Consider the following 17,146-nt stretch of genomic DNA (forward strand, 5'->3'; position numbering starts at 1 on the left):
ATCCCCGCCGAGCAGCCCGGCACCACGGCCGCGCGAGGAAAGCCAAGTGAGCACACTCAGAAGGGACTTGCCCATGGACCTGACCCCCCGCCGCGAGCGGCTGCTGACCTCCACCAGGCCGATGCCGGACTTCGAGGTCGTGGCCGCGAGCGGGCCCTGGCTCCACCGCGCGGACGGCACCCGGATCTTCGACGGATCGAGCGGCCTGCTCTGCGCGAACGTCGGGCAGAGCAGCCCCAAGGTCCTCGCCCGCATCGAGCAGCAGTTCCCGAAGTACTCCTTCGGGGGCGCCGCCGTCGTCCAGCCTCACATCCAGATGGAGCTGGTGGGGCGCCTGTGCGAGGCCGTCGGCCGGCCGGACGACTCCATCGCGCTGGTCACCTGCGGGACGCTCGGCGTCGAAGTCGCCGTCGGCCTCGCCCGCAACATCGCCCGAGTGCGCGGCGGCAAGCGCCGCTGCGACATCCCCACCTCCGATCTGAGCTACCACGGGATGAGCGCGCTCACCCTCGCGCTGGCCGGCAACCACGCTCGCCGGCCCCGCCCGGAGGACGCGCTCGACCTCGGCCCAGCGTTCCCGGCGCCCTACCCGCCCACCCACAGCCACGGCCAGGCGCCGTGCGACGCGTCGTGCGCCGACGAGGTGGCCAAGGCGATTGACAGTAGGGGAGCGGAGAACGTCGCCGCCGTCCTGCTGGAGCCGGTCAACGGGACCACCGGCGGCGCCTATGTGCCGCCCGACGGCTACCTCAAGCGCGTCGCGGAGATCTGCCGAGAGCGGGACGTCCTGGTCATCCACGACGAGGTCCTGACCGGGCTGTGGCGCACCGGCACGCCGCTGGCCAGCAACCACTGGGCGGGTGCCGAACCGGACCTGGTCATCCTGTCCAAGGGCCTGGGCGCCGGCTACACCGGCATGGCCGCGGTGCTGGTCGCCCCCGAGCTCGCACCGCTGATCCGCCACGAGGACGCGGACCCCCTGCCCGCGATGGGCACCATGGCCGCGCACCCCCTCCAGGCGGCGGCCTGCCTCGGTGTCCTGGACGAGCTGGAGTTGATGGACTTCGACGCGTTCCGGGCCCGCGGCGAACGGCTCGGTGCGGCGCTGCGGGCGCTGACCGACCTGCCCGGTGTGCGGGAGGTGCGGGGCCTCGGGCACCTGTACGGGGTGGAGCTCGCCCCCGGCCTGCTCTGGCCGCTGATGGCGGAGGCCGAGAAGCGCGGCGCGTTCTTCTACCCGTTCACCGGCGCCGGCCACCCGAAGAGCGAGGGCCTGGTCGTCGCCCCGCCGCTGATCTCGACGGACGAGGACCTGGAGTTCCTGGCCGCCGCGCTACGCGACGCGGCCACCGCCCTGCACTGAAACGGTCAGGCCGGGCCACCCAACCGGCCGACACCCGATGAACGAACCCAGGAGGCAACCGTGTTTCTGCCCTACCCCGTGATCGAGCAGCTGACCCCCGAGCAGGTGCTCACCTGGGAACAGCACTTCGCCGGCGACGGCCACGAACGGCCCCGAAGCATCGAGGAGGGAATCTGGCGCCGGACGCAGGACCCGGCCAATGCCACCCAGTCCGGATGGAACAAGGACAACAGCGGCCGCCGCCGCATCGTCCACTACCGCTACCAGTACGGCCTCGACTACACCTACCCCGTCCCGCGTCTGGTGCTGACCGACCTGTACCTGTACCACTCCTTCACCGCACCGGTCGCCGAGATCGGCTCCTACCTCACCGGCCTCGACTCCTGGCTCGCGGAGGGCCGGTGACGCGCGAAAACGGACAGCTACCGCAAGGGAGACCTGCGAGTCACCATCACCAAGTACGACGAGCACCCGCAGGACGAGCGCGCTGGCCGCGACACCCCTGACGGGTTCCACTCGGTGGACGTCTGCATCACCTCGGACGGCTTCGATCCGCCGCGCACGGTGCGGAACCTGCCCTGGGACGTGCTGGCCGGCGGTATCCGGATCAAGGAACAGCGCGGCGAGCCCACGATCGCCAACGATCTGTCGGAGCTGGTGAACTACCTGCCGTCCCAGGTGGAGCTCGGCTGCGGTACCTCCATCGAGGCGGGCATCCCGCCTCTCCACTACCTCCACGAGGTCTACCGAGTGACCGCACGTAAGGACAACACTCTGACCCAGTCGCACCCCTTCACCATGAGCCCGGAGAACGACACGCTCGTGCGGGAGATGCTGCTCGACGCGACAGGCAAGGCCGCCGACCTCGTACGGATGTTCAAGGCGTGTTTCCTTGCCGAGCCGACGCCCGCGCACCACATGCTCAAGGCGCTGCACGATGCCGGGCACATGGTGGGGCCGGTCATCACGCACAACTTCGACGTCCTCAGCGCGCGGGCCGGCCTGCCGGAGGTGTTCGTCCGCCGCTACGACCAGAAGATCCCGCCCGTGCCGCTGCTGCCGGAAGCGAAGGCGCTTCTGGTAATCGGGCTGCACGCCGATCGACGCGCGGTCCAGGCGCGGGCCCGCGAGAAGAGCATGAAGATCTTCTACGTGGACCCGGAGGGTCTGGAGGAGAACGGCGTCTTCAAGGAGTACCCGATCGAGGGGGCGCGGGAAGGCGACATCGTGATCCGACAGGAGGCGATTCCCGTGCTGTCGCGGCTTTGTGAGCTGCTGGAAACCAAGGTCCTCCCAGTGCTCTGAAGTCCCCCGGCTCGCGATCTCTACGCGATAGCGTCACTGCGGGGCGCTCCTGGAGTGCGTCCCGCAGACTCCGACAGACAGTGAGCCCCGCGGACTCCAACAGACAAGGACTCGCAATGCTTGTTTCCGTGATCGGCTGCGGTCACCTCGGCATCCCCCACGCGGCGGCGATGGCCCACCTCGGCCACCAAGTCATCGGTGTGGACGTCGACCGGGCCAAGGTCGATCGACTCAACGCCGGCGAGTGTCCGATCTTCGAGGACGGCCTGCCCGAGTTGCTGGCACGCCACACCGCGAGCGGCCAGCTGCGGTTCACCACCGACATCCGCGAAGCCGCCGCCGTCGCCGAACTGCACTTCGTCGGCGTCGGAACCCCTATCGACGCCGACGGCCGCTCCTACGACAACGGACAGGTCTTCGGCGTGATCCGCCAGCTCGCACCCCACCTCCACCGACCATGCACGATCGTCGGGAAGTCCACCGTCACCGTCGGGACCACCGTCCAGGTCACCGCCCTCGCGCAGCGCCTGGCCCCCGCCGGCAGCGCGGTCGAGGTCGTGTGGAACCCGGAGTTCCTGCGCGAGGGCCACGCGGTCGAGGACACCCTGCGCCCGGACAGGCTCATCGCCGGCGTCACCAGCGCCGAGGGCGAGAAGGCGATCCGCGCGGTCTACGCCGGCATCCTGGACACCGGCGTGCCGATCTTCATCACCGACCCGCAGACCGCTGAGCTCGCCAAGGGCGCGGCGAACAGCTACCTCGGCCTGAAGATCTCGTATATCAACGCCGTCGCCGACATGTGCGAGGCCGCGGGCGGCGATATCTCCAAGATCGTGGAGATCCTGGGCATCGACCCTCGGATCGGCGCCGGCGGCATGAGGCCCGGCATCGGCTACGGCGGCGGCTGCCTTCCCAAGGACCTCCGCGCCTTCACTGCGTCCGCCCGGCAGCTCGGCGCCGACCGGGCCGCCAGCCTCCTGCTCGCCGCCGAGCAAATCAACGAGACCCGTATCGACGTGGCCATGGGCCTCATCACCAGTGCCCTGGGTGACCGGCCGGTCAGGGGAGCCCGGGTCACCGTGTGGGGTGCGGCGTTCAAGCCCGGCACTAACGACGTGCGTGAATCCCCGGCCCTCGCCCTCGCCCATGCCCTCCAGCGGGCCGGCGGCATCGTCACTGTGCACGACCCGCAGGCCGTGGCCACGGCCATGATTCGCAATCCCGAACTCGACTACACCGACGACCTGCCTGCCTCCCTCAACAGCGCTGATCTCGTCGTCCTGGCCACCGAATGGCCCGAGTACCAGCAGGCCAACCCCCAAGCCCTGGTGGACCGCCCCGCCAACCCCTTGCTCATCGACTGCCGCACCACCCTCGACCCCGAGCCCTGGCGCGCGACGGGCTGGACCGTCCACCAGCTCGGACGACCCGGGAAGTAGAACCGGGCCCCCACGTGGTGGGGCACCCGGAGGGGCATCCTGGACCGGCGCGTTCTGGGCGACGTCCGGCTGATGCGGCGCTAGGGTGAGCCGATTACGACGAGGCGAACCACACCTGACAAGCCCACCTTGCTCGTCCCCCAGCAGGTGGCACCGCTCCTACGCGCCGAGCGCGGTTCACCCTGTCCGGGAGACGTGATGACCAGCCCGACGACCACCATCGACGTGGTGGTCCTCACCATGAACGATCGACCCGCCGAGTTCCCGCAGGCAATGGCATCTCTCCTCGCCCAGGAGAACGTCGAGCTGCGCGTGGTCATCGTGGGCAACGGGATAGAGCCCGACCACGTACCCGCCGGCGTGCGCGCCGTCACCCTGCCCGTCAACGAAGGCATCCCTCAGGGGCGCAACGTTGGCGCTGACGCCCTGGCCAAGCCAGGCGGCGAGTTCGTGTTCTTCTTCGACAACGACGCGGTCCTCCCCGCCCGCGACATTCTCGCCCGGCTCGCCGCCGAAGCCCGCCGCCACCCTGAAGCCGCCTACATCCAGCCACGCATCGCCGACCCCGACACCGGCGTCACCATGCGCCGCTGGGTCCCGCGGCTGCGCGCCGGCGACGCTACCCGGCCCGGCACCATCACCGTCATGGCCGAAGGCGTCGTCCTCGTGCGCCGCGCCGACTACGAGCGGGCAGGCGGCTGGCCCGGCGATTTCTTCCTCTTCCACGAGGGCATCGACCTGAGCTGGCGGCTGTGGGATCTGGGCCGCACCGGCTGGTACGCACCCGACGTCGTCATCCACCACCCCGCCACCGACCCGGCCCGGCACGCCACCTACTACCGCCTCGTCGCCCGCAACCGCGTCTGGCTCGCCTACCGCCGCCTACCCGCCCCGCTGATTCCCGTCTACCTGGCGATCTGGACGCTGCTCAGCATCGTCCGGATCCGTTCCCGTGCGAACCTCGCCGTCTGGGCCCGTGGCCTGTGGGAAGGCCTCAAAGGTGGGCACGGGCAGCGCCGGCCGATGTCCTGGGTCACCGTACTGCGGCTGACCCGCGCCGGGCGGCCCCCGATCGTTTGAAACGAGGCACCGCCTCACCCGCTCGGCGCTGGTGACATTCGCCGACCATCCCGAAACGTGCAGGACTTCCCATGTCATTCGACCAGTTCAGCAACCGTCCACTCGGCTCCACCGCGGTACGCCCCTCCTGGGAGCAACTCCCCCACGAGCTACGCGACTTCGTCACCGTCCACCTTGGCTCGGCCATCATCAGGGCCGACGTCCAAAGCGGCGGCTTCACACCAGGAGTCGCTGCCCGGCTCATCCTCACCAACGGCCGGGTATTCATCAAAGCCATCCCGAACGACCATGTCTTGGCCGCCAAGTACCGGACCGAGGCTGAAACCGCCGGCCACCTTCCCGGTAATACGCCAAGCCCGCGCCTACGGTGGCACGGAACCGCAGCCGGATGGGTCATTCTGATCTTCGACGACATCGACGGTCGGCACCCTGACCTAACACCCGGCTCACCAGATATCTTTACCGTTGCCTCAGCACTGTCCGATATGGCCGCGTTGCTGACACCCAACCCGCTGCCCCATCTTCCGCTTGCCTCCATCAGCCGGGCCCGTCTGCTGCATGGCTGGGGCGACCTGGCCACATCGCCGCCCCATGATCTGGGCGGCTGGGAGCAACGCCACCTTCAGGCTCTTACCGACCTGGAAACCCTCTGGGTCAGACACGCCGATGGAACCACGCTGGTCCACGGAGACATTCGGCCCGACAACCTGCTCATCACGAGCGACGCCACTGCGGCCGTCGTGGACTGGGCGCAACCCTGCCAAGGCGCCGCTTGGCAAGACATCGCCGACCTCATCCCCCACATGATCATGGCTGGACACAGCCCACAAACGGCAGAGAAAGCCCTCATAGGGCTGTCGGTCTGGGACCTCGCCGAACCAGATGTGATCACCAGCTACGCGGCGGCGTTCGCCGGATACTGGACTCGCATGAGTCGACAGTCTGCCCCGCCTGGTGTCCCTCACCTGCGCAGCTACCAACGCAGGGCAGCCGCAGCCGCCATCACATGGACGATGTACCGCACTGGCTGGTGATCCCACCCAACGCAGAAACGGCCCCGCCCATGAGGGTGAGCAGGGCATCTCGGTTTCGCACGTGGCTGGGCCGCTTGTCCTTTCGGAGTCAGGCCAGCGCGCTGGCCGTACCCGCCGCTGTACCACCGAAGGCGGGTGCCACGAGCAACCGCGGCAGAGGCGGGCACCAAGCAGCGTCTGATCCCAGAATCGGCAAATCACCATCAAGCTCTCGACAGCCACGAAGGTCGATCCAGGGCGGATCCCGACGAGGCTGAAAACATCCCCGTGGGGCCAAGTCCCATCATCTAAACGCTCACACGGAGGTGCGCCATGACTGTTACCGCCAATCTCGACAAGCTGCTCGACAAGGCCTATGAGAAGTACGACCTAGACGCGCTTCCCAAGGCCCCAGTCAACGCCCTGGCCGGAGTCAGCGACGCCGACGCTGAATCACTGGCCAAAGCGTTCAACATCAAAACCATCGGCGACCTTGGCCGTAACAAGTACTTCCGCGCTGCGGTGGCCATCGTCAACCTCGTAGAGGCCAGCAAGTAGCGCGTACCTCGTCGGCTCACCCTCTTATACAGACAGCACGAAAACGCCCGCCCTCCCGAAGGAGGGCGGGCGTTTTGCTGCATGAGGTGGGGCCCGGGAGTTGTCCACACGCCCAGGGGCCCACGCACAGAGTATGCGGAGCAGGTAGTGCTCTCGGCCGGATTCGAACCTGCGCCGCCAAGTCCCCGAAGGGCGCTCGGCCGCTTCTGGATGAGCTGCTGGAGGCCTTCAGATCGGAGCCCCAAGCGGCTCCGCTCCCAAAACGCCCCCAATCGGAAGTTAGCGATCTTCGTGCTAGGCCTAAAAAGCAGGCCTGACCTGGGTGGGCACTACTGGGTTCGAACCAGTGACATCTCGCTTGTAAGGCAATCAGAGCGTGTCCCCGGCCAGGGCCTACATGGGCTCTGACCTAGGCGTACGGTCCAGGACAGTCCGCCGTTGTCCGGCGTCGTCCGGGGCGATTGTCACTCAGTTGGTCACCCAGAACTGGCGCTCTCGGTGCGCTCTTTCGGCTCCTCGGCCCAGACGTTCCGGCCGTTGCTCCACAGCTCGGAGGCGTGGTAACCGAACCGGTCGAAGAGTCCGTCGTCCTGGTAGCGACGGAGATGCAACATCGGCGAGTCGTGCCCGACCAGCTTGGCCAGGTGTGGCGTCACCAGCATCTCGGAGTCGAAGCGGAAGACGCTCATGGCGATGTGCTCGTCGCCGAACCTCGCCTCGATGCCGGGCACCCCGCGAACCTGTTCGATCTCCGACAGGGTGATCCGGATGCGGGTGGAGACGGTCAGCGGGACGTTCTCCACCTCCTCCCGGTGCCGGGTGACCTCGCTGTCCGGATCACCGATCAGGAAGCGGATCTTGCAGCCCTGCTCGGCCTTGCGCTTGAGGACCTTGGCGAGATTGGGGTGTTCCAGCCACAGGAAGTAGTTGGTGTAGCCCGCGAACACGATCTCGTTGCGGGCCGAGTTGATCAGGCTGCGCCAGATCGACTTGGGGCACGCCGATCGATAGGGGTAGACAGTCAGGACCTCCCGGTCCGGGCCGGTCTTCACGGTGTTACGGATCGCCTCTGGCCACAGCACTGCCGAATCAACTCCTAGAACCTCAGCGGCGGCCCACTGATGCCGGAGATGCGGGATTCGCGCCTCATCCTGCAACCAGCGTGCCACGGTCTTGACGTCCACCCCGCAATGGTCCGCGAGGCGCTGATCGTTTACTTTCGCGTCCAGCATTGCGCGACGTAAGGGGACATTGGCCACGATTCACCTCGAAGGGTGAGGACGTCAGGGACGTTTTCGACTCTAACTTTGAAACGTCCTGGACGTCTGCCGAACGTGGTGCCTTCGTCACGCGAATCGAATGACGCTTACCCCATGTCAACCCCCGCGATTCTGGAAGATCTCCAGGCAGCCTTTCCCGGCTGGTGCATATGGCGGAGTTCCGCCGGCCGTTTGTGGGCTACCCGGAATGGCCGGCATCTCACGGACGAAGAGCTAGGCCGTGGCCTCTGCCAGACGATCGATGCCGATGACATCCCCGACCTCGCCCAACAGCTCCGTGACCAGGAGGGGCGGGAGTCATGAGCGCCACCGAGAGGAGACATATAGCCCGTCGATACCCGGCCGCCCTGGCTGCCGAGCGACTGCGGGGCGGTCTCGAACACTGCGGCGTCTCCGCCGATGTCCACGAGGGTTACGGTGTCGCCCTGGTCTCGGTGTGGGCCGATCTTCTGGTCTGGACGGACGGGTTCGTCTACCGCTGGTGGACGGGGAAGATCTCGGAGAGGACAGGCCGCCGCTTGTACACGGCCTACGGCGTGGACAACCCGGTCACCGTCGCCCGCTGCGTCGCTCACCGGTACGGAGAACTCCGGAAGACGTCCCCACGGTCTGATGACGTCGCGGAGTGTGCATCATGACTCTGCTCGGTGAGTGCCTGAGCCCACATGTGGCGACGCCGCAACAAGACCACATCCGGTTGGACTGGCGACGGCCGTATCCGACACTTACGCGGACGCGCTCAGTTGCCTGGACCTGCGAATGCCGGGTCATGATCTATGAGCTGTGTGAGGGCGGAGGCCGTGTGTTCCTCCGGCGAACCGTCCATCTCGACGGCGGCCCCCAGGTCCACGAGACACCGACCTGGCCGATCAGCGAAGCTCGGGTGATCTGGACGGCGTTGCTGTCTGGAAGAGCCCGATAAGACGGGCGTGGCGACGTGAGTTTGGAGGGACGACGCCGCCACGCCTGCCAGGGGTCACCCGGCGGATTCCCGGCCCATTCCTCCCCCGCCCCCGATAGCTGCCGGTTTGTGTGTCCCGACCGAGGTGTCAACTCCGTCTTCGCGTGTCCGTTCACCCCCGACGTGCACGCCAGCCCTCACCCAACAGGTATAGACGGAGTTGATGCCGACCGAGGGGCACGAACAATGAGGCAGCGGGGGCGGGGGAGTCACCTACAGCAACCCGGCACACCATGCGCAGAGGCGGCTGACCGACCGCTCACAGTCACTCCTTTGAGCGCCCCAGCGTGAGAGCCTCGGCTTCCTTGGGACTCTCAGAGCGAGAGGCTTTGGCTTCCGTCGACCGGCCAACGAAGATCATGAGAATCGTGGTAACGGCCCCTACCACCAGCGATGCCTCACTGCCATGCCCCATGATCACAAGCAAGGTGACAAGACATGCGACTACGCATGTGACCAGCAGCGGACCCTGGCCAAGCGGTAACCTGCTCATGAAGCTGCTCCTAGATACAGGGATGAGCTTTAGCGCCCACCGGCCTCCTGGAAGATGACGGTGGGCGCTTCTCTTTGAGCTTGGAGATTACCGCACCAGAGGGTACATCGAGCGCTTGGATCAGATATTCACCCTTCCTGAACAACAAGCCGGACCGACTAAATAACCTGCAATATCGCCTGCTCAGCACGGACGGGAGGCCCCAACTACAGAATTAAGTTACTTCTTTAACGACAGGCAGCGAGAGGGTATGGCAATAGCCGCTTGCGAAACCGCAAGCGAAAATGATTGCGGCATACTGTGCAACCCCCAAGAGGTGAATCATGTGCCCTCGTGAACAGGGTGGGGCGGCAGGCGGCAGGGCGGCAGCGCGTACCACGAGCGGCGGGTTCGTTCGGCTGTGGCGGGTGTTCGGTGCGGCGACGGCGGGCTTACGCCGTGCCGTCCCGGCTGGCGCGGGCCGGGACCGGCCGCCAGGGCCGCACGCCCGGCCCGCTGGCCGTGCCGGGGCGGCGGGGCGTGTCCCGCCGTGCGGCGGCGCGGAGCGCTGCCGCCTTGAACCAGTAAAGAAACTCTGAGCCCACTACACCCTGAGGGCGACCTGTCCGTCTGATCCGGCCTGGTCATGTTCGCTGGCCGCTGCGACTTCGAAGCGGTCGCCGGGGGCTTCGATCTCGGTGAACTCCAGCGGGCGGCCGTCCTGGCTGAGCATGACGCGCCGGACGATCAACATAGGCGTGCCGATGGGTTCCATGTTGAGGTCTTCATAGGTCTCGCCGTAGGGCATCTGGGTGTGCACCGAGGTGACCCAGCGCAGGGGCCCGTGGGCGCGCTCCAGGTGGGCGTAGTAGTCCTGGGGCTCGATCTCGGAGTTGATCTCCATACCTCTGCCTTCGCCGGTGATGGTGGCGACCTGGTCGGCCAGAAGGTAGGAGCACAGGTGGATGCGGGCGCGGGTCTTGCTGTGCTGCCAGTAGGCGTAGCGGTAGACGCCCATGCGGCCCCGGCGCACGCCCAGCACGTCGGCTTTGGCTCCTTCGAGGCTCATGAACAGTGCCGAGTTGGGGGTGACGCGGCCTGCGGTGCGTTCGGCTTCGCTGGCGACGGTGATGTGTTCCCATCCCTGCTTGGCGGGGGCGTAGGTGGGGCTGAGCAGGTCTTCGCGCTCTGAGCCGCCCATGAGGATGAGGCGGCGGTCGGGGGTGGGGCGAACGAAGGTGCCTCGGCCGTGAGCGACGGTGAGCAGTCCTTCGCCGACGAGCTGGGCGATGGCCTTGCGGATCGTCGGACGCGAGGTGGCGTACTCGGAGGCGAGGAACGCTTCGCCGGGGAGTGCCTGTCCGGGCTGGTAGTGGTCCTGAACCACGTCAGAGCGCAAGAGGTCGGCGATGATTCGCCAGCGGGCCGCGCTCTTCGCTTCGTCGGTCATGCCGATCCCTTCTTCTTCCATGTTTGCTCTTTACAAGAGGTAGCACGTGTTGTTTACCATGTCCACATGGGCCAAGACGTAGCACGTGTTGGAGCACCTGTTGGCAGGCGAGCGAAGGAGGACGTCATGAACCACAAAAAGGAACCACAGCACCGCACCGCTGACCAGCAGCCGGAATGGCTGGTCGATCTCGCACGGGTGATCAACGATCCGGGCTACGACCGGTGGCGCGCCATGGTCGCCGGGACCGGAGGGTGTGCCCACCCGGTGCACCTGGCGGGCGAATCGCTGATCGTCAACGCGACCAGCGGTGAGGTGCTGCACAGCTACCGCACGACGGATGAGCCGTCCGGGCATCTACTGGTGGCCTGCGGCAACCGCCGGGCGTCGGTGTGTCCGTCCTGCTCAGAGGTCTACCGGGCCGACACCTTCCAACTCATCCGGGCGGGCCTGTCCGGCGGCAAGGGCATCCCGCAGGAGGTGAGCGGGCATCCCCGGGCGTTCGTCACCCTGACGGCCCCCTCGTTCGGACCGGTGCACACCCGGCGGGAGAAGGGCGGAGCGCTGCGGGCCTGCCGTCCCCGCAAGCGCGACAAGATCTGTGAGCACGGGCATCCGGTCGGCTGCCATACTCGCCACGAGCCGGGAGACGATCGGCTCGGGCAACCCATATGCGGCCAATGCTACGACTACGTGGGCGCGGTGCTCTGGCAGGCGCATGCGGGCGCGCTGTGGCATCGATTCACTCTGGAAGTACGGCGCACTCTTGCCAGCGAGGCGGGGCTGAGCCGCCGGGAGTTCGCCAAGCATGTCCGGGTGTCGTTCGCCAAGGTGGCCGAGTATCAGCAGCGCGGCCTGGTGCACTTCCATGCCATCGTCAGGCTCGACGGTCCGGGCGGCGGGAGTGAGATCCCTCCGGACTGGGCTGATCATGACCTGCTCAGTCGGGCGATCCCTCCGGCGGTCCGGCGGGTCACGGTCGCCTCTCCCCCAAGTGATCTCGGCCGGTGGGATCTGGCTTGGGGCGATCAGCTCGACATCCGGCCCATCCTGCTCGATCAGAGTGCCGACGGGTTGAATGAGCGGGCGGTGGCCGGTTACATCGCCAAGTACGCGACGAAGGGTGCCGAAGCCTCTGGCACGGTCGATCACCGGCTGTCGTGTCCTGCCTGCGGCGGTCGGGGTCGGTTGAGCCTGATGGCGTCCTGCGGGCGCTGCCACGGGACGGGCCTGAAGCCGGGGCTGCACCTGGACGCGCTCCCGGTCACCGAGCACGCGCGACAGATGATCCGTACCTGCTGGGAGCTAGGTGCGCACTCGGAGTACAAGGCTCTTCGTCTCCGGCCTTGGGCGCACATGCTGGGGTTTCGTGGCCACTTCTCCACGAAGTCCCGCCGCTACTCCACCACCCTCGGCGATCTCCGGCAGGTTCGCGCAACACATCGGGCCACCGAAGCACGCGAACGGCACGGCCTTCCGCCCCTTGGCGACGAGACGACCCTCGTTCTCGGTCACTGGCGGTTCGCCGGATCGGGTTACTCCCCCGGTGAGGCGATCATGGCCGAGCACATCCGGCAGAAGGTCGCCACCGCTCGGAAGATCGCCGCCGAGCGGGAGGACGGATGACAGCACTCGGACCGCCCGGCGAACGGCGGCTCTACCGCATATGCGACGCCATGCACCTGCTCAGCATGAGCCGCAGCGTGATCTACGAACAGATCCGATCGGGCCGTCTGCGCTCGGTCACCCAGGGCCGTACCCGGCTCATCCCGGACTCGGCCATCTCCGACTACATCGCACTACTCGAACAGGAAGCGAGGGCATCATGACCACACGACGCAGCCGGGGAGACGGCGGCCTGCACTGGGACGAGACACGGGAACGCTGGATTGCCTCGGTGACGGTCGGCTACACCCCGGCCGGAAAGCGCATCGTCAAGAAGGCCAGCGGCAAGACCAAGACCGAAGCCAAGGCGAAGCTCAAAGAGATCATCCGCGACTACGAAGACGGGCTGGCCATCGCACCGGCCAACTACACGGTGGCCGACGCGGTGAAGTATTGGCTCCAGCACGGCTTGGGCGGACGGTCGGCAAACACGGTGAAGATGTACACCACGTTCGCCGACAAGCACGTGATTCCGGCGGTGGGCGCCCGTAAGCTGCGCGACCTGTCGGTGGAGGACGTTGACCGGTGGCTGGCGGGCAAGACGGAAGAGCTGAGCACACGGTCCCTCAAGCTGATCCACGGCATCCTCAACCGGTCGGTCAAGAGCGCGATGCGCCGGGACAAGGTGAAGCGGAACGTGGTCGATCTCTGCGAGATCCCTGAGGGGCGTGAGGGTCGTGTCTCCAAGGCGCTCACGCTCGCACAGGCCAACGCCATCGTCGCCCTGGCGGAGAAGGCCAACGCGCGCATGCGGGCGTACATCGTGCTCTCGCTGCTGATCGGTGCCCGGACCGAGGAGTTACGCGCGCTCCTGTGGTCCCACGTCGTCGCGTTCGATGAGGAGCGCAAGGCGTGGTTACCGGTGGCGAACGCGGGCTGGGAGCACGAGGAGTTCGCGATCTATGTCTGGCGGTCGGTGCGGCAGAAGGGAGACACCAAGACCGTCAAGTCGCGCCGTTCCCTCAAGCTCCCCCGGCGGTGTGTCGAGGCGCTGCGGACGCTCCGGGAGGAACAGGAGAAGGCAGGCGGGAAGCTCGCTGACACGGAGGGTCTCGTCTTCTCCACCTCAAAGGGAACCCCCATGAGTGCGGGCAACGTCCGGCGCGACGTCCGGAAGATCATCGAGAAGGCGGGGCTTCGGGGCACCGACTGGACTCCCCGCGAGATGCGGCACAGCTTCGTCTCGTTGCTGTCGGACTCGGGCGTCCCGATCGAGGACATCTCCCGGCTCGTCGGGCACCGCAACACGGTGGTCACCGAGACCGTCTACCGCAAGCAGATCCGCCCGGTGCTCATGCAGGGCGCGGAGGCCATGGACGACATCTTCGGGAGTTAGTCACCCAGTTAGTCACTCACGCCCCGCTCCGAAGATCGGATGCGGGGCGTTTTGGCTGGTGGGCACTACTGGGTTCGAACCAGTGACATCTCGCTTGTAAGGCGAGCGCTCTACCGCTGAGCTAAGCGCCCCGGAAATCCCGTCCGGCAGACGATCCCGTCCGGCAGACGGGATAACACCTTACGGCACGCGAGGGGATTTCAGCACATCCAACGACCATGTGGCTCCGACTTCGGGGACGCCGGCCGCTCGCCAGCCGAGGAGGGCCGCGCCGAGCATGCCGGCGTTGACGCCGAGGGCGGCCGGACGGAGCGGTGGGGCGGCACGGAAGGTCAGGCGCTCGCGGAGGCGGGCGGTCAGCGGGTCGGACAGGACGGGGCCCGCTTCGGCCAGGCCGCCGCCGAGGACGATGGCGGAGGGATCCAGCAGGAGCGTGTAGGTGGCCAGGGCGAGGGACAGCGCCTCGACCGCGTCGTCCCACACCTGCGCGGCCAGGGGGTCGCCGGAGGCGGTCAGGGCGGCGACCTGCTCGGCCGTCGCGGGGGAGGCCGCCAGGGCGGAGTAGCGGCGGCTCACCGCGGAGGCGGAGGCGTAGGTCTCCAGGCAGCCGATCTGGCCGCAGGCGCACGTCTCCCCGTCGGGGAAGACCGGGATGTGGCCGATCTCACCGCTCCATCCGGCGGTCCCGCCGTACGGCTCGCCGCCGAGGATCACCGCGCCGGCGATGCCCGTCCCGATGGGCAGGAAGAGGAAGTCGGAAATCTCGCGGCCGGCGCCGAGGACGCTTTCGGCGAGGCCGCCGGTACGCACGTCGTGGCCGAGCATGACGGGCACGTCGAGGGGGACGAAGTCGGCGGCCGGGACGTCACGCCAGCCGATGTTGGCGGAGTAGAGCGCCGCCTCCGCGGTGACCAGGCCAGGCACGGCCAGGCCGACCCCCGCCGCGGTGCCGCCGCCCGCGGTGGCGAGGTCGTCGATGAAGGATCGGATCACCTCGACGACGGCGGCGGGACCTTCGTCGCGCGGTGTCGCCCGGCGGTCGGTGAGGACGATCTCACCCGAACGGGTGACGAGGCCGCCCTTCATGGACGTGCCACCGACGTCAAGGGCCACAACGAAGGAGCTCATGCACGCATCCAGCAGGTCGAAGGGGCGGGACCGAGCCTGACCCTAGCGCATGCGAACATCAACAGCTCCCCCTGCATGCTCATAAATGCACTAAAAGACGACTTATGAGCATTAATGAGCTCGACCAAGGACGCGGTTCAGTGCGGCCTCGACCTCGTCCGACAGGCCGGGCGCACAGGACGCGGCGGCGAGCGGCTCGCCACCGCGGGCCGGCCGTACCGATCCGCAGGAGCGGCACTCCACCTCGCCGAGCCGGCAGATGAGGGCGACCGAGCCGCACGAGGAACACGTGTCGAGGTCGAGATCGTGCGTGCGCTGGCAGTCCGGGCAGATGAGCACCTGGGCCTCCCGGCGCACCCCGCGCTTCCACGGACTCGCGCCACGGATCGGGTCGGTCTGCCTGGCCCCGCAGGAGAAGCAGGGCATGATCGCCTCCGAGAGGTCGAGACCGGCGGACGCTTCGTGAGCGTCCGCCGGATCACCGCTTAGGAAAGTTCGGCGAGCACCTTGTGGTACTCGGCGACGTCGCGCGCCTGCGGAATCGGGTTCACGACGCTCCAGCGGACCACGCCCTCGCCGTCGATGATGAAGGTGCCCCGCATGGCGAGCCCCTTGTCCTCATCGAACACACCGTACGCCTGGGCGACCTGTCCGTGCGGCCAGAAGTCGGAGAGGAGGGGGAAGGTGTAGCCCTCCTGATCCGCCCAGGCCCGGTGGGTGAACACCGAGTCGACCGAGACGGTCAGCACCTGGACGTCCTCGGGCGCGGTGGCGATGAACTCGTCGCGGATGGCGCAGAGCTCACCGTGGCAGACGCCGCTGAACGCGAGAGGGTAGAAGATCAGCACGACCTTCCTGCCCCGGTGGTCCGAAAGCCTGACCGGAGTGCCGTGCTGGTCCTTCAGCTCGAAATCCGGAGCCGGGGAACCTACCTCGACTGCCATGTTCAACAGGTCCTTTCATCGGATGACGGTGAACGCCATCATCCTGCCGTACGGCTCGCGCGAGCCGTACGGCAGGGCGGGACCCTCAGCGGCGCGCCCGGGGCGTGGCCAGCCGTGTTCCCGACCAGTCGGGAGCGGCACTGATGCTGCTGGTCTGCGACAGACCCGCCGTCGTGGCGTCTTCCCCGATGTCGCTTGGCTCCACGTGCCCTTCCCGCCCCGCCTTGGGGGTGAGCAGCCAGATCTGGCCCCCCTCGCTCAGGTTGGTCAACACGCCGCTCAGGGCGTCGAACAGATCGCCGTCACCATCGCGCCACCACAGCAGCACGATGTCGACGACGTCCTCGAAGTCCTCATCGACCAGTTCGTTGCCGGTCAGTTCCTCGATGGAGTCGCGCAGATCGTCATCGGTGTCCTCGTCCCATCCGATCTCCTGCACCACCTGACCCGGCTTGAGACCGAGTCGTTCGGCCAGGCCGCGTTCGCCCTGCGCCTGACCCGCGGTCGCGCTCACGTTTGTCCCTCCTGCTTGAATGGCCCCGCGATTACACGGTGCTCAAAGTGCTTCGGCACAGTCCACACGCTGTGACCCTCGGTCGTCAACGGTCGCCACGGCAACGACTGGGCTACGTATGAATTAGTCCGACAAAAATGACAAACGGACCTGGCGTTCCCGGTTGTCGACATTGAGATCCACAACGGCAATGGACTGCCAGGTGCCCAGTGCGAGCCGCCCGGACAGGACCGGGACGGTGGCGTACGGAGGTATGAGAGCCGGCATGACATGCGACCGTCCATGCCCTCTGGATCCGTGCGCATGCCTCCATCTGTCGTCGGCCGGAAGCAGGTCTCCCAAGGCCGTGACCAGGTCGTCGTCACTGCCCGAGCCGAGCTCGATCAGCGCGATCCCCGCGGTCGCGTGTGGCACGAAGACGTTCAGCAGACCGTCTCCCCCACATGACCGGACGAAGGTCTCGCACTCGGAGGTGATGTCGTGCACCCGCTCGCGGGAACCCGTTACCACCTCGATTGTCTGAGATCTCACATACCCGATCCTACGATCCATCCTGAGCTGGGACGACGACCACGCGCGGTCCGGACGTGACCGGCCGCGCGCATCCGCCGCCGAGCCGCACCGTATAAGGGGGTACG

Annotated in this window: 18 protein-coding genes and 1 tRNA gene; 11 read left to right on the forward strand and 8 right to left on the reverse strand. The window is 67.2% G+C overall.

Translation table 11 applies throughout. The annotated features are described in order from the left end of the window. Positions 1 to 73 precede the first annotated feature (73 nt). The 7 genes from ACQPYK_RS36340 to ACQPYK_RS36370 all read left to right on the forward strand — a co-directional run bounded on the left by ACQPYK_RS36340 (position 74) and on the right by ACQPYK_RS36370 (position 6,758). Positions 74 to 1,363 (forward strand): aminotransferase class III-fold pyridoxal phosphate-dependent enzyme, encoded by a 1,290-nt coding sequence (locus ACQPYK_RS36340; RefSeq protein ID WP_433241502.1) that lies wholly within the window; start codon positions 74 to 76, stop codon positions 1,361 to 1,363. 60 nt (positions 1,364 to 1,423) lie between these two features. Further along, on the forward strand, positions 1,424 to 1,768 hold the full coding sequence (locus tag ACQPYK_RS36345; protein WP_433241505.1) for a hypothetical protein: 345 nt from the start codon (positions 1,424 to 1,426) through the stop codon (positions 1,766 to 1,768). 114 nt (positions 1,769 to 1,882) lie between these two features. Then, positions 1,883 to 2,668, forward strand: a complete 786-nt coding sequence (locus ACQPYK_RS36350) for a hypothetical protein (protein WP_433241508.1) — start codon at positions 1,883 to 1,885, stop codon at positions 2,666 to 2,668. 116 nt (positions 2,669 to 2,784) lie between these two features. Further along, the gene (locus ACQPYK_RS36355) at positions 2,785 to 4,107 is read left to right on the forward strand and encodes a UDP-glucose dehydrogenase family protein (RefSeq protein ID WP_433241511.1); all 1,323 of its coding nucleotides are present in this window, start codon (positions 2,785 to 2,787) and stop codon (positions 4,105 to 4,107) included. Between the two features lie 198 nt (positions 4,108 to 4,305). Further along, on the forward strand, positions 4,306 to 5,187 hold the full coding sequence (locus ACQPYK_RS36360) for a glycosyltransferase family 2 protein (RefSeq protein ID WP_433241514.1): 882 nt from the start codon (positions 4,306 to 4,308) through the stop codon (positions 5,185 to 5,187). 71 nt (positions 5,188 to 5,258) lie between these two features. Next, positions 5,259 to 6,221 carry an aminoglycoside phosphotransferase family protein gene (locus ACQPYK_RS36365; RefSeq protein ID WP_433241517.1) on the forward strand — a complete coding sequence of 321 codons (963 nt, stop codon included), beginning with the start codon at positions 5,259 to 5,261 and terminating at the stop codon, positions 6,219 to 6,221. Positions 6,222 to 6,533: 312 nt separating this feature from the next. Then, positions 6,534 to 6,758 carry a hypothetical protein gene (locus ACQPYK_RS36370; protein ID WP_433241520.1) on the forward strand — a complete coding sequence of 75 codons (225 nt, stop codon included), beginning with the start codon at positions 6,534 to 6,536 and terminating at the stop codon, positions 6,756 to 6,758. A 476-nt stretch (positions 6,759 to 7,234) separates the two neighbouring features. Here ACQPYK_RS36370 and ACQPYK_RS36375 read toward each other — a convergent pair whose 3' ends face one another. Next, positions 7,235 to 7,840 carry a hypothetical protein gene (locus ACQPYK_RS36375; protein ID WP_433241523.1) on the reverse strand — a complete coding sequence of 202 codons (606 nt, stop codon included), beginning with the start codon at positions 7,838 to 7,840 and terminating at the stop codon, positions 7,235 to 7,237. Between the two features lie 497 nt (positions 7,841 to 8,337). On the opposite strand from ACQPYK_RS36375, the gene ACQPYK_RS36380 reads away from it, so the two are divergent. Further along, positions 8,338 to 8,676 carry a hypothetical protein gene (locus ACQPYK_RS36380; RefSeq protein ID WP_433241526.1) on the forward strand — a complete coding sequence of 113 codons (339 nt, stop codon included), beginning with the start codon at positions 8,338 to 8,340 and terminating at the stop codon, positions 8,674 to 8,676. A gap of 1,399 nt (positions 8,677 to 10,075) precedes the next feature. On the opposite strand, the gene ACQPYK_RS36385 is transcribed toward ACQPYK_RS36380, so the two are convergent. Beyond that, positions 10,076 to 10,921: a GntR family transcriptional regulator gene (locus ACQPYK_RS36385; RefSeq protein WP_433241529.1), complete on the reverse strand. Its 846-nt coding sequence runs from the start codon at positions 10,919 to 10,921 to the stop codon at positions 10,076 to 10,078. Positions 10,922 to 11,047: 126 nt separating this feature from the next. On the opposite strand from ACQPYK_RS36385, the gene ACQPYK_RS36390 reads away from it, so the two are divergent. From ACQPYK_RS36390 to ACQPYK_RS36400, 3 genes are read left to right on the forward strand one after another with little or no spacing between them, the layout of a single operon-like run. Continuing rightward, positions 11,048 to 12,547, forward strand: a complete 1,500-nt coding sequence (locus ACQPYK_RS36390) for a replication initiator (RefSeq protein WP_433241532.1) — start codon at positions 11,048 to 11,050, stop codon at positions 12,545 to 12,547. After that, entirely contained in the window at positions 12,544 to 12,750 is a 207-nt protein-coding gene (locus tag ACQPYK_RS36395) for a helix-turn-helix domain-containing protein (protein WP_433241535.1), read from the forward strand. Before ACQPYK_RS36390 ends, ACQPYK_RS36395 begins: the two co-directional genes overlap by 4 nt. Further along, on the forward strand, positions 12,747 to 13,922 hold the full coding sequence (locus tag ACQPYK_RS36400) for a site-specific integrase (protein WP_433241538.1): 1,176 nt from the start codon (positions 12,747 to 12,749) through the stop codon (positions 13,920 to 13,922). Before ACQPYK_RS36395 ends, ACQPYK_RS36400 begins: the two co-directional genes overlap by 4 nt. Positions 13,923 to 13,978: 56 nt before the next feature. Here ACQPYK_RS36400 and ACQPYK_RS36405 read toward each other — a convergent pair. The 6 genes from ACQPYK_RS36405 to ACQPYK_RS36430 all read right to left on the reverse strand — a co-directional run bounded on the left by ACQPYK_RS36405 (position 13,979) and on the right by ACQPYK_RS36430 (position 17,039). Continuing rightward, positions 13,979 to 14,053: transfer RNA gene (locus ACQPYK_RS36405), tRNA-Val, on the reverse strand. 49 nt (positions 14,054 to 14,102) lie between these two features. Continuing rightward, the gene (locus ACQPYK_RS36410; RefSeq protein WP_433241541.1) at positions 14,103 to 15,050 is read right to left on the reverse strand and encodes an ROK family protein; all 948 of its coding nucleotides are present in this window, start codon (positions 15,048 to 15,050) and stop codon (positions 14,103 to 14,105) included. 111 nt (positions 15,051 to 15,161) lie between these two features. Continuing rightward, positions 15,162 to 15,476, reverse strand: coding sequence for a hypothetical protein (locus ACQPYK_RS36415; protein ID WP_433241544.1), 315 nt, complete (start codon positions 15,474 to 15,476; stop codon positions 15,162 to 15,164). 59 nt (positions 15,477 to 15,535) lie between these two features. Beyond that, a complete protein-coding gene (locus ACQPYK_RS36420; protein ID WP_433241547.1) occupies positions 15,536 to 15,994 on the reverse strand; it encodes a peroxiredoxin in 459 nt (152 codons plus the stop codon). 85 nt (positions 15,995 to 16,079) lie between these two features. After that, the gene (locus tag ACQPYK_RS36425) at positions 16,080 to 16,508 is read right to left on the reverse strand and encodes a DUF3052 domain-containing protein (RefSeq protein ID WP_433241550.1); all 429 of its coding nucleotides are present in this window, start codon (positions 16,506 to 16,508) and stop codon (positions 16,080 to 16,082) included. A 123-nt stretch (positions 16,509 to 16,631) separates the two neighbouring features. Next, a complete protein-coding gene (locus ACQPYK_RS36430; RefSeq protein WP_433241553.1) occupies positions 16,632 to 17,039 on the reverse strand; it encodes a secondary thiamine-phosphate synthase enzyme YjbQ in 408 nt (135 codons plus the stop codon). Between the last annotated feature and the right edge of the window lie 107 nt (positions 17,040 to 17,146).

The sequence above is a fragment of the Streptosporangium sp. CA-135522 genome, assembly GCF_050949235.1.
GTDB lineage: Bacteria > Actinomycetota > Actinomycetes > Streptosporangiales > Streptosporangiaceae > Streptosporangium.

Bases quoted from the DNA above. Each gene is read 5' to 3' on its own strand.
- ACQPYK_RS36340 (WP_433241502.1), top strand. From the start codon at position 74: ATGGACCTGACCCCCCGCCGCGAGCGGCTGCTGACCTCCACCAGGCCG.
- ACQPYK_RS36355 (WP_433241511.1), top strand. From the start codon at position 2,785: ATGCTTGTTTCCGTGATCGGCTGCGGTCACCTCGGCATCCCCCACGCG.
- ACQPYK_RS36360 (WP_433241514.1), top strand. From the start codon at position 4,306: ATGACCAGCCCGACGACCACCATCGACGTGGTGGTCCTCACCATGAAC.
- ACQPYK_RS36365 (WP_433241517.1), top strand. From the start codon at position 5,259: ATGTCATTCGACCAGTTCAGCAACCGTCCACTCGGCTCCACCGCGGTA.
- ACQPYK_RS36370 (WP_433241520.1), top strand. From the start codon at position 6,534: ATGACTGTTACCGCCAATCTCGACAAGCTGCTCGACAAGGCCTATGAG.
- ACQPYK_RS36380 (WP_433241526.1), top strand. From the start codon at position 8,338: ATGAGCGCCACCGAGAGGAGACATATAGCCCGTCGATACCCGGCCGCC.
- ACQPYK_RS36385 (WP_433241529.1), bottom strand. From the start codon at position 10,921: ATGACCGACGAAGCGAAGAGCGCGGCCCGCTGGCGAATCATCGCCGAC.
- ACQPYK_RS36390 (WP_433241532.1), top strand. From the start codon at position 11,048: ATGAACCACAAAAAGGAACCACAGCACCGCACCGCTGACCAGCAGCCG.
- ACQPYK_RS36395 (WP_433241535.1), top strand. From the start codon at position 12,544: ATGACAGCACTCGGACCGCCCGGCGAACGGCGGCTCTACCGCATATGC.
- ACQPYK_RS36400 (WP_433241538.1), top strand. From the start codon at position 12,747: ATGACCACACGACGCAGCCGGGGAGACGGCGGCCTGCACTGGGACGAG.
- ACQPYK_RS36410 (WP_433241541.1), bottom strand. From the start codon at position 15,050: ATGAGCTCCTTCGTTGTGGCCCTTGACGTCGGTGGCACGTCCATGAAG.
- ACQPYK_RS36415 (WP_433241544.1), bottom strand. From the start codon at position 15,476: ATGCCCTGCTTCTCCTGCGGGGCCAGGCAGACCGACCCGATCCGTGGC.
- ACQPYK_RS36420 (WP_433241547.1), bottom strand. From the start codon at position 15,994: ATGGCAGTCGAGGTAGGTTCCCCGGCTCCGGATTTCGAGCTGAAGGAC.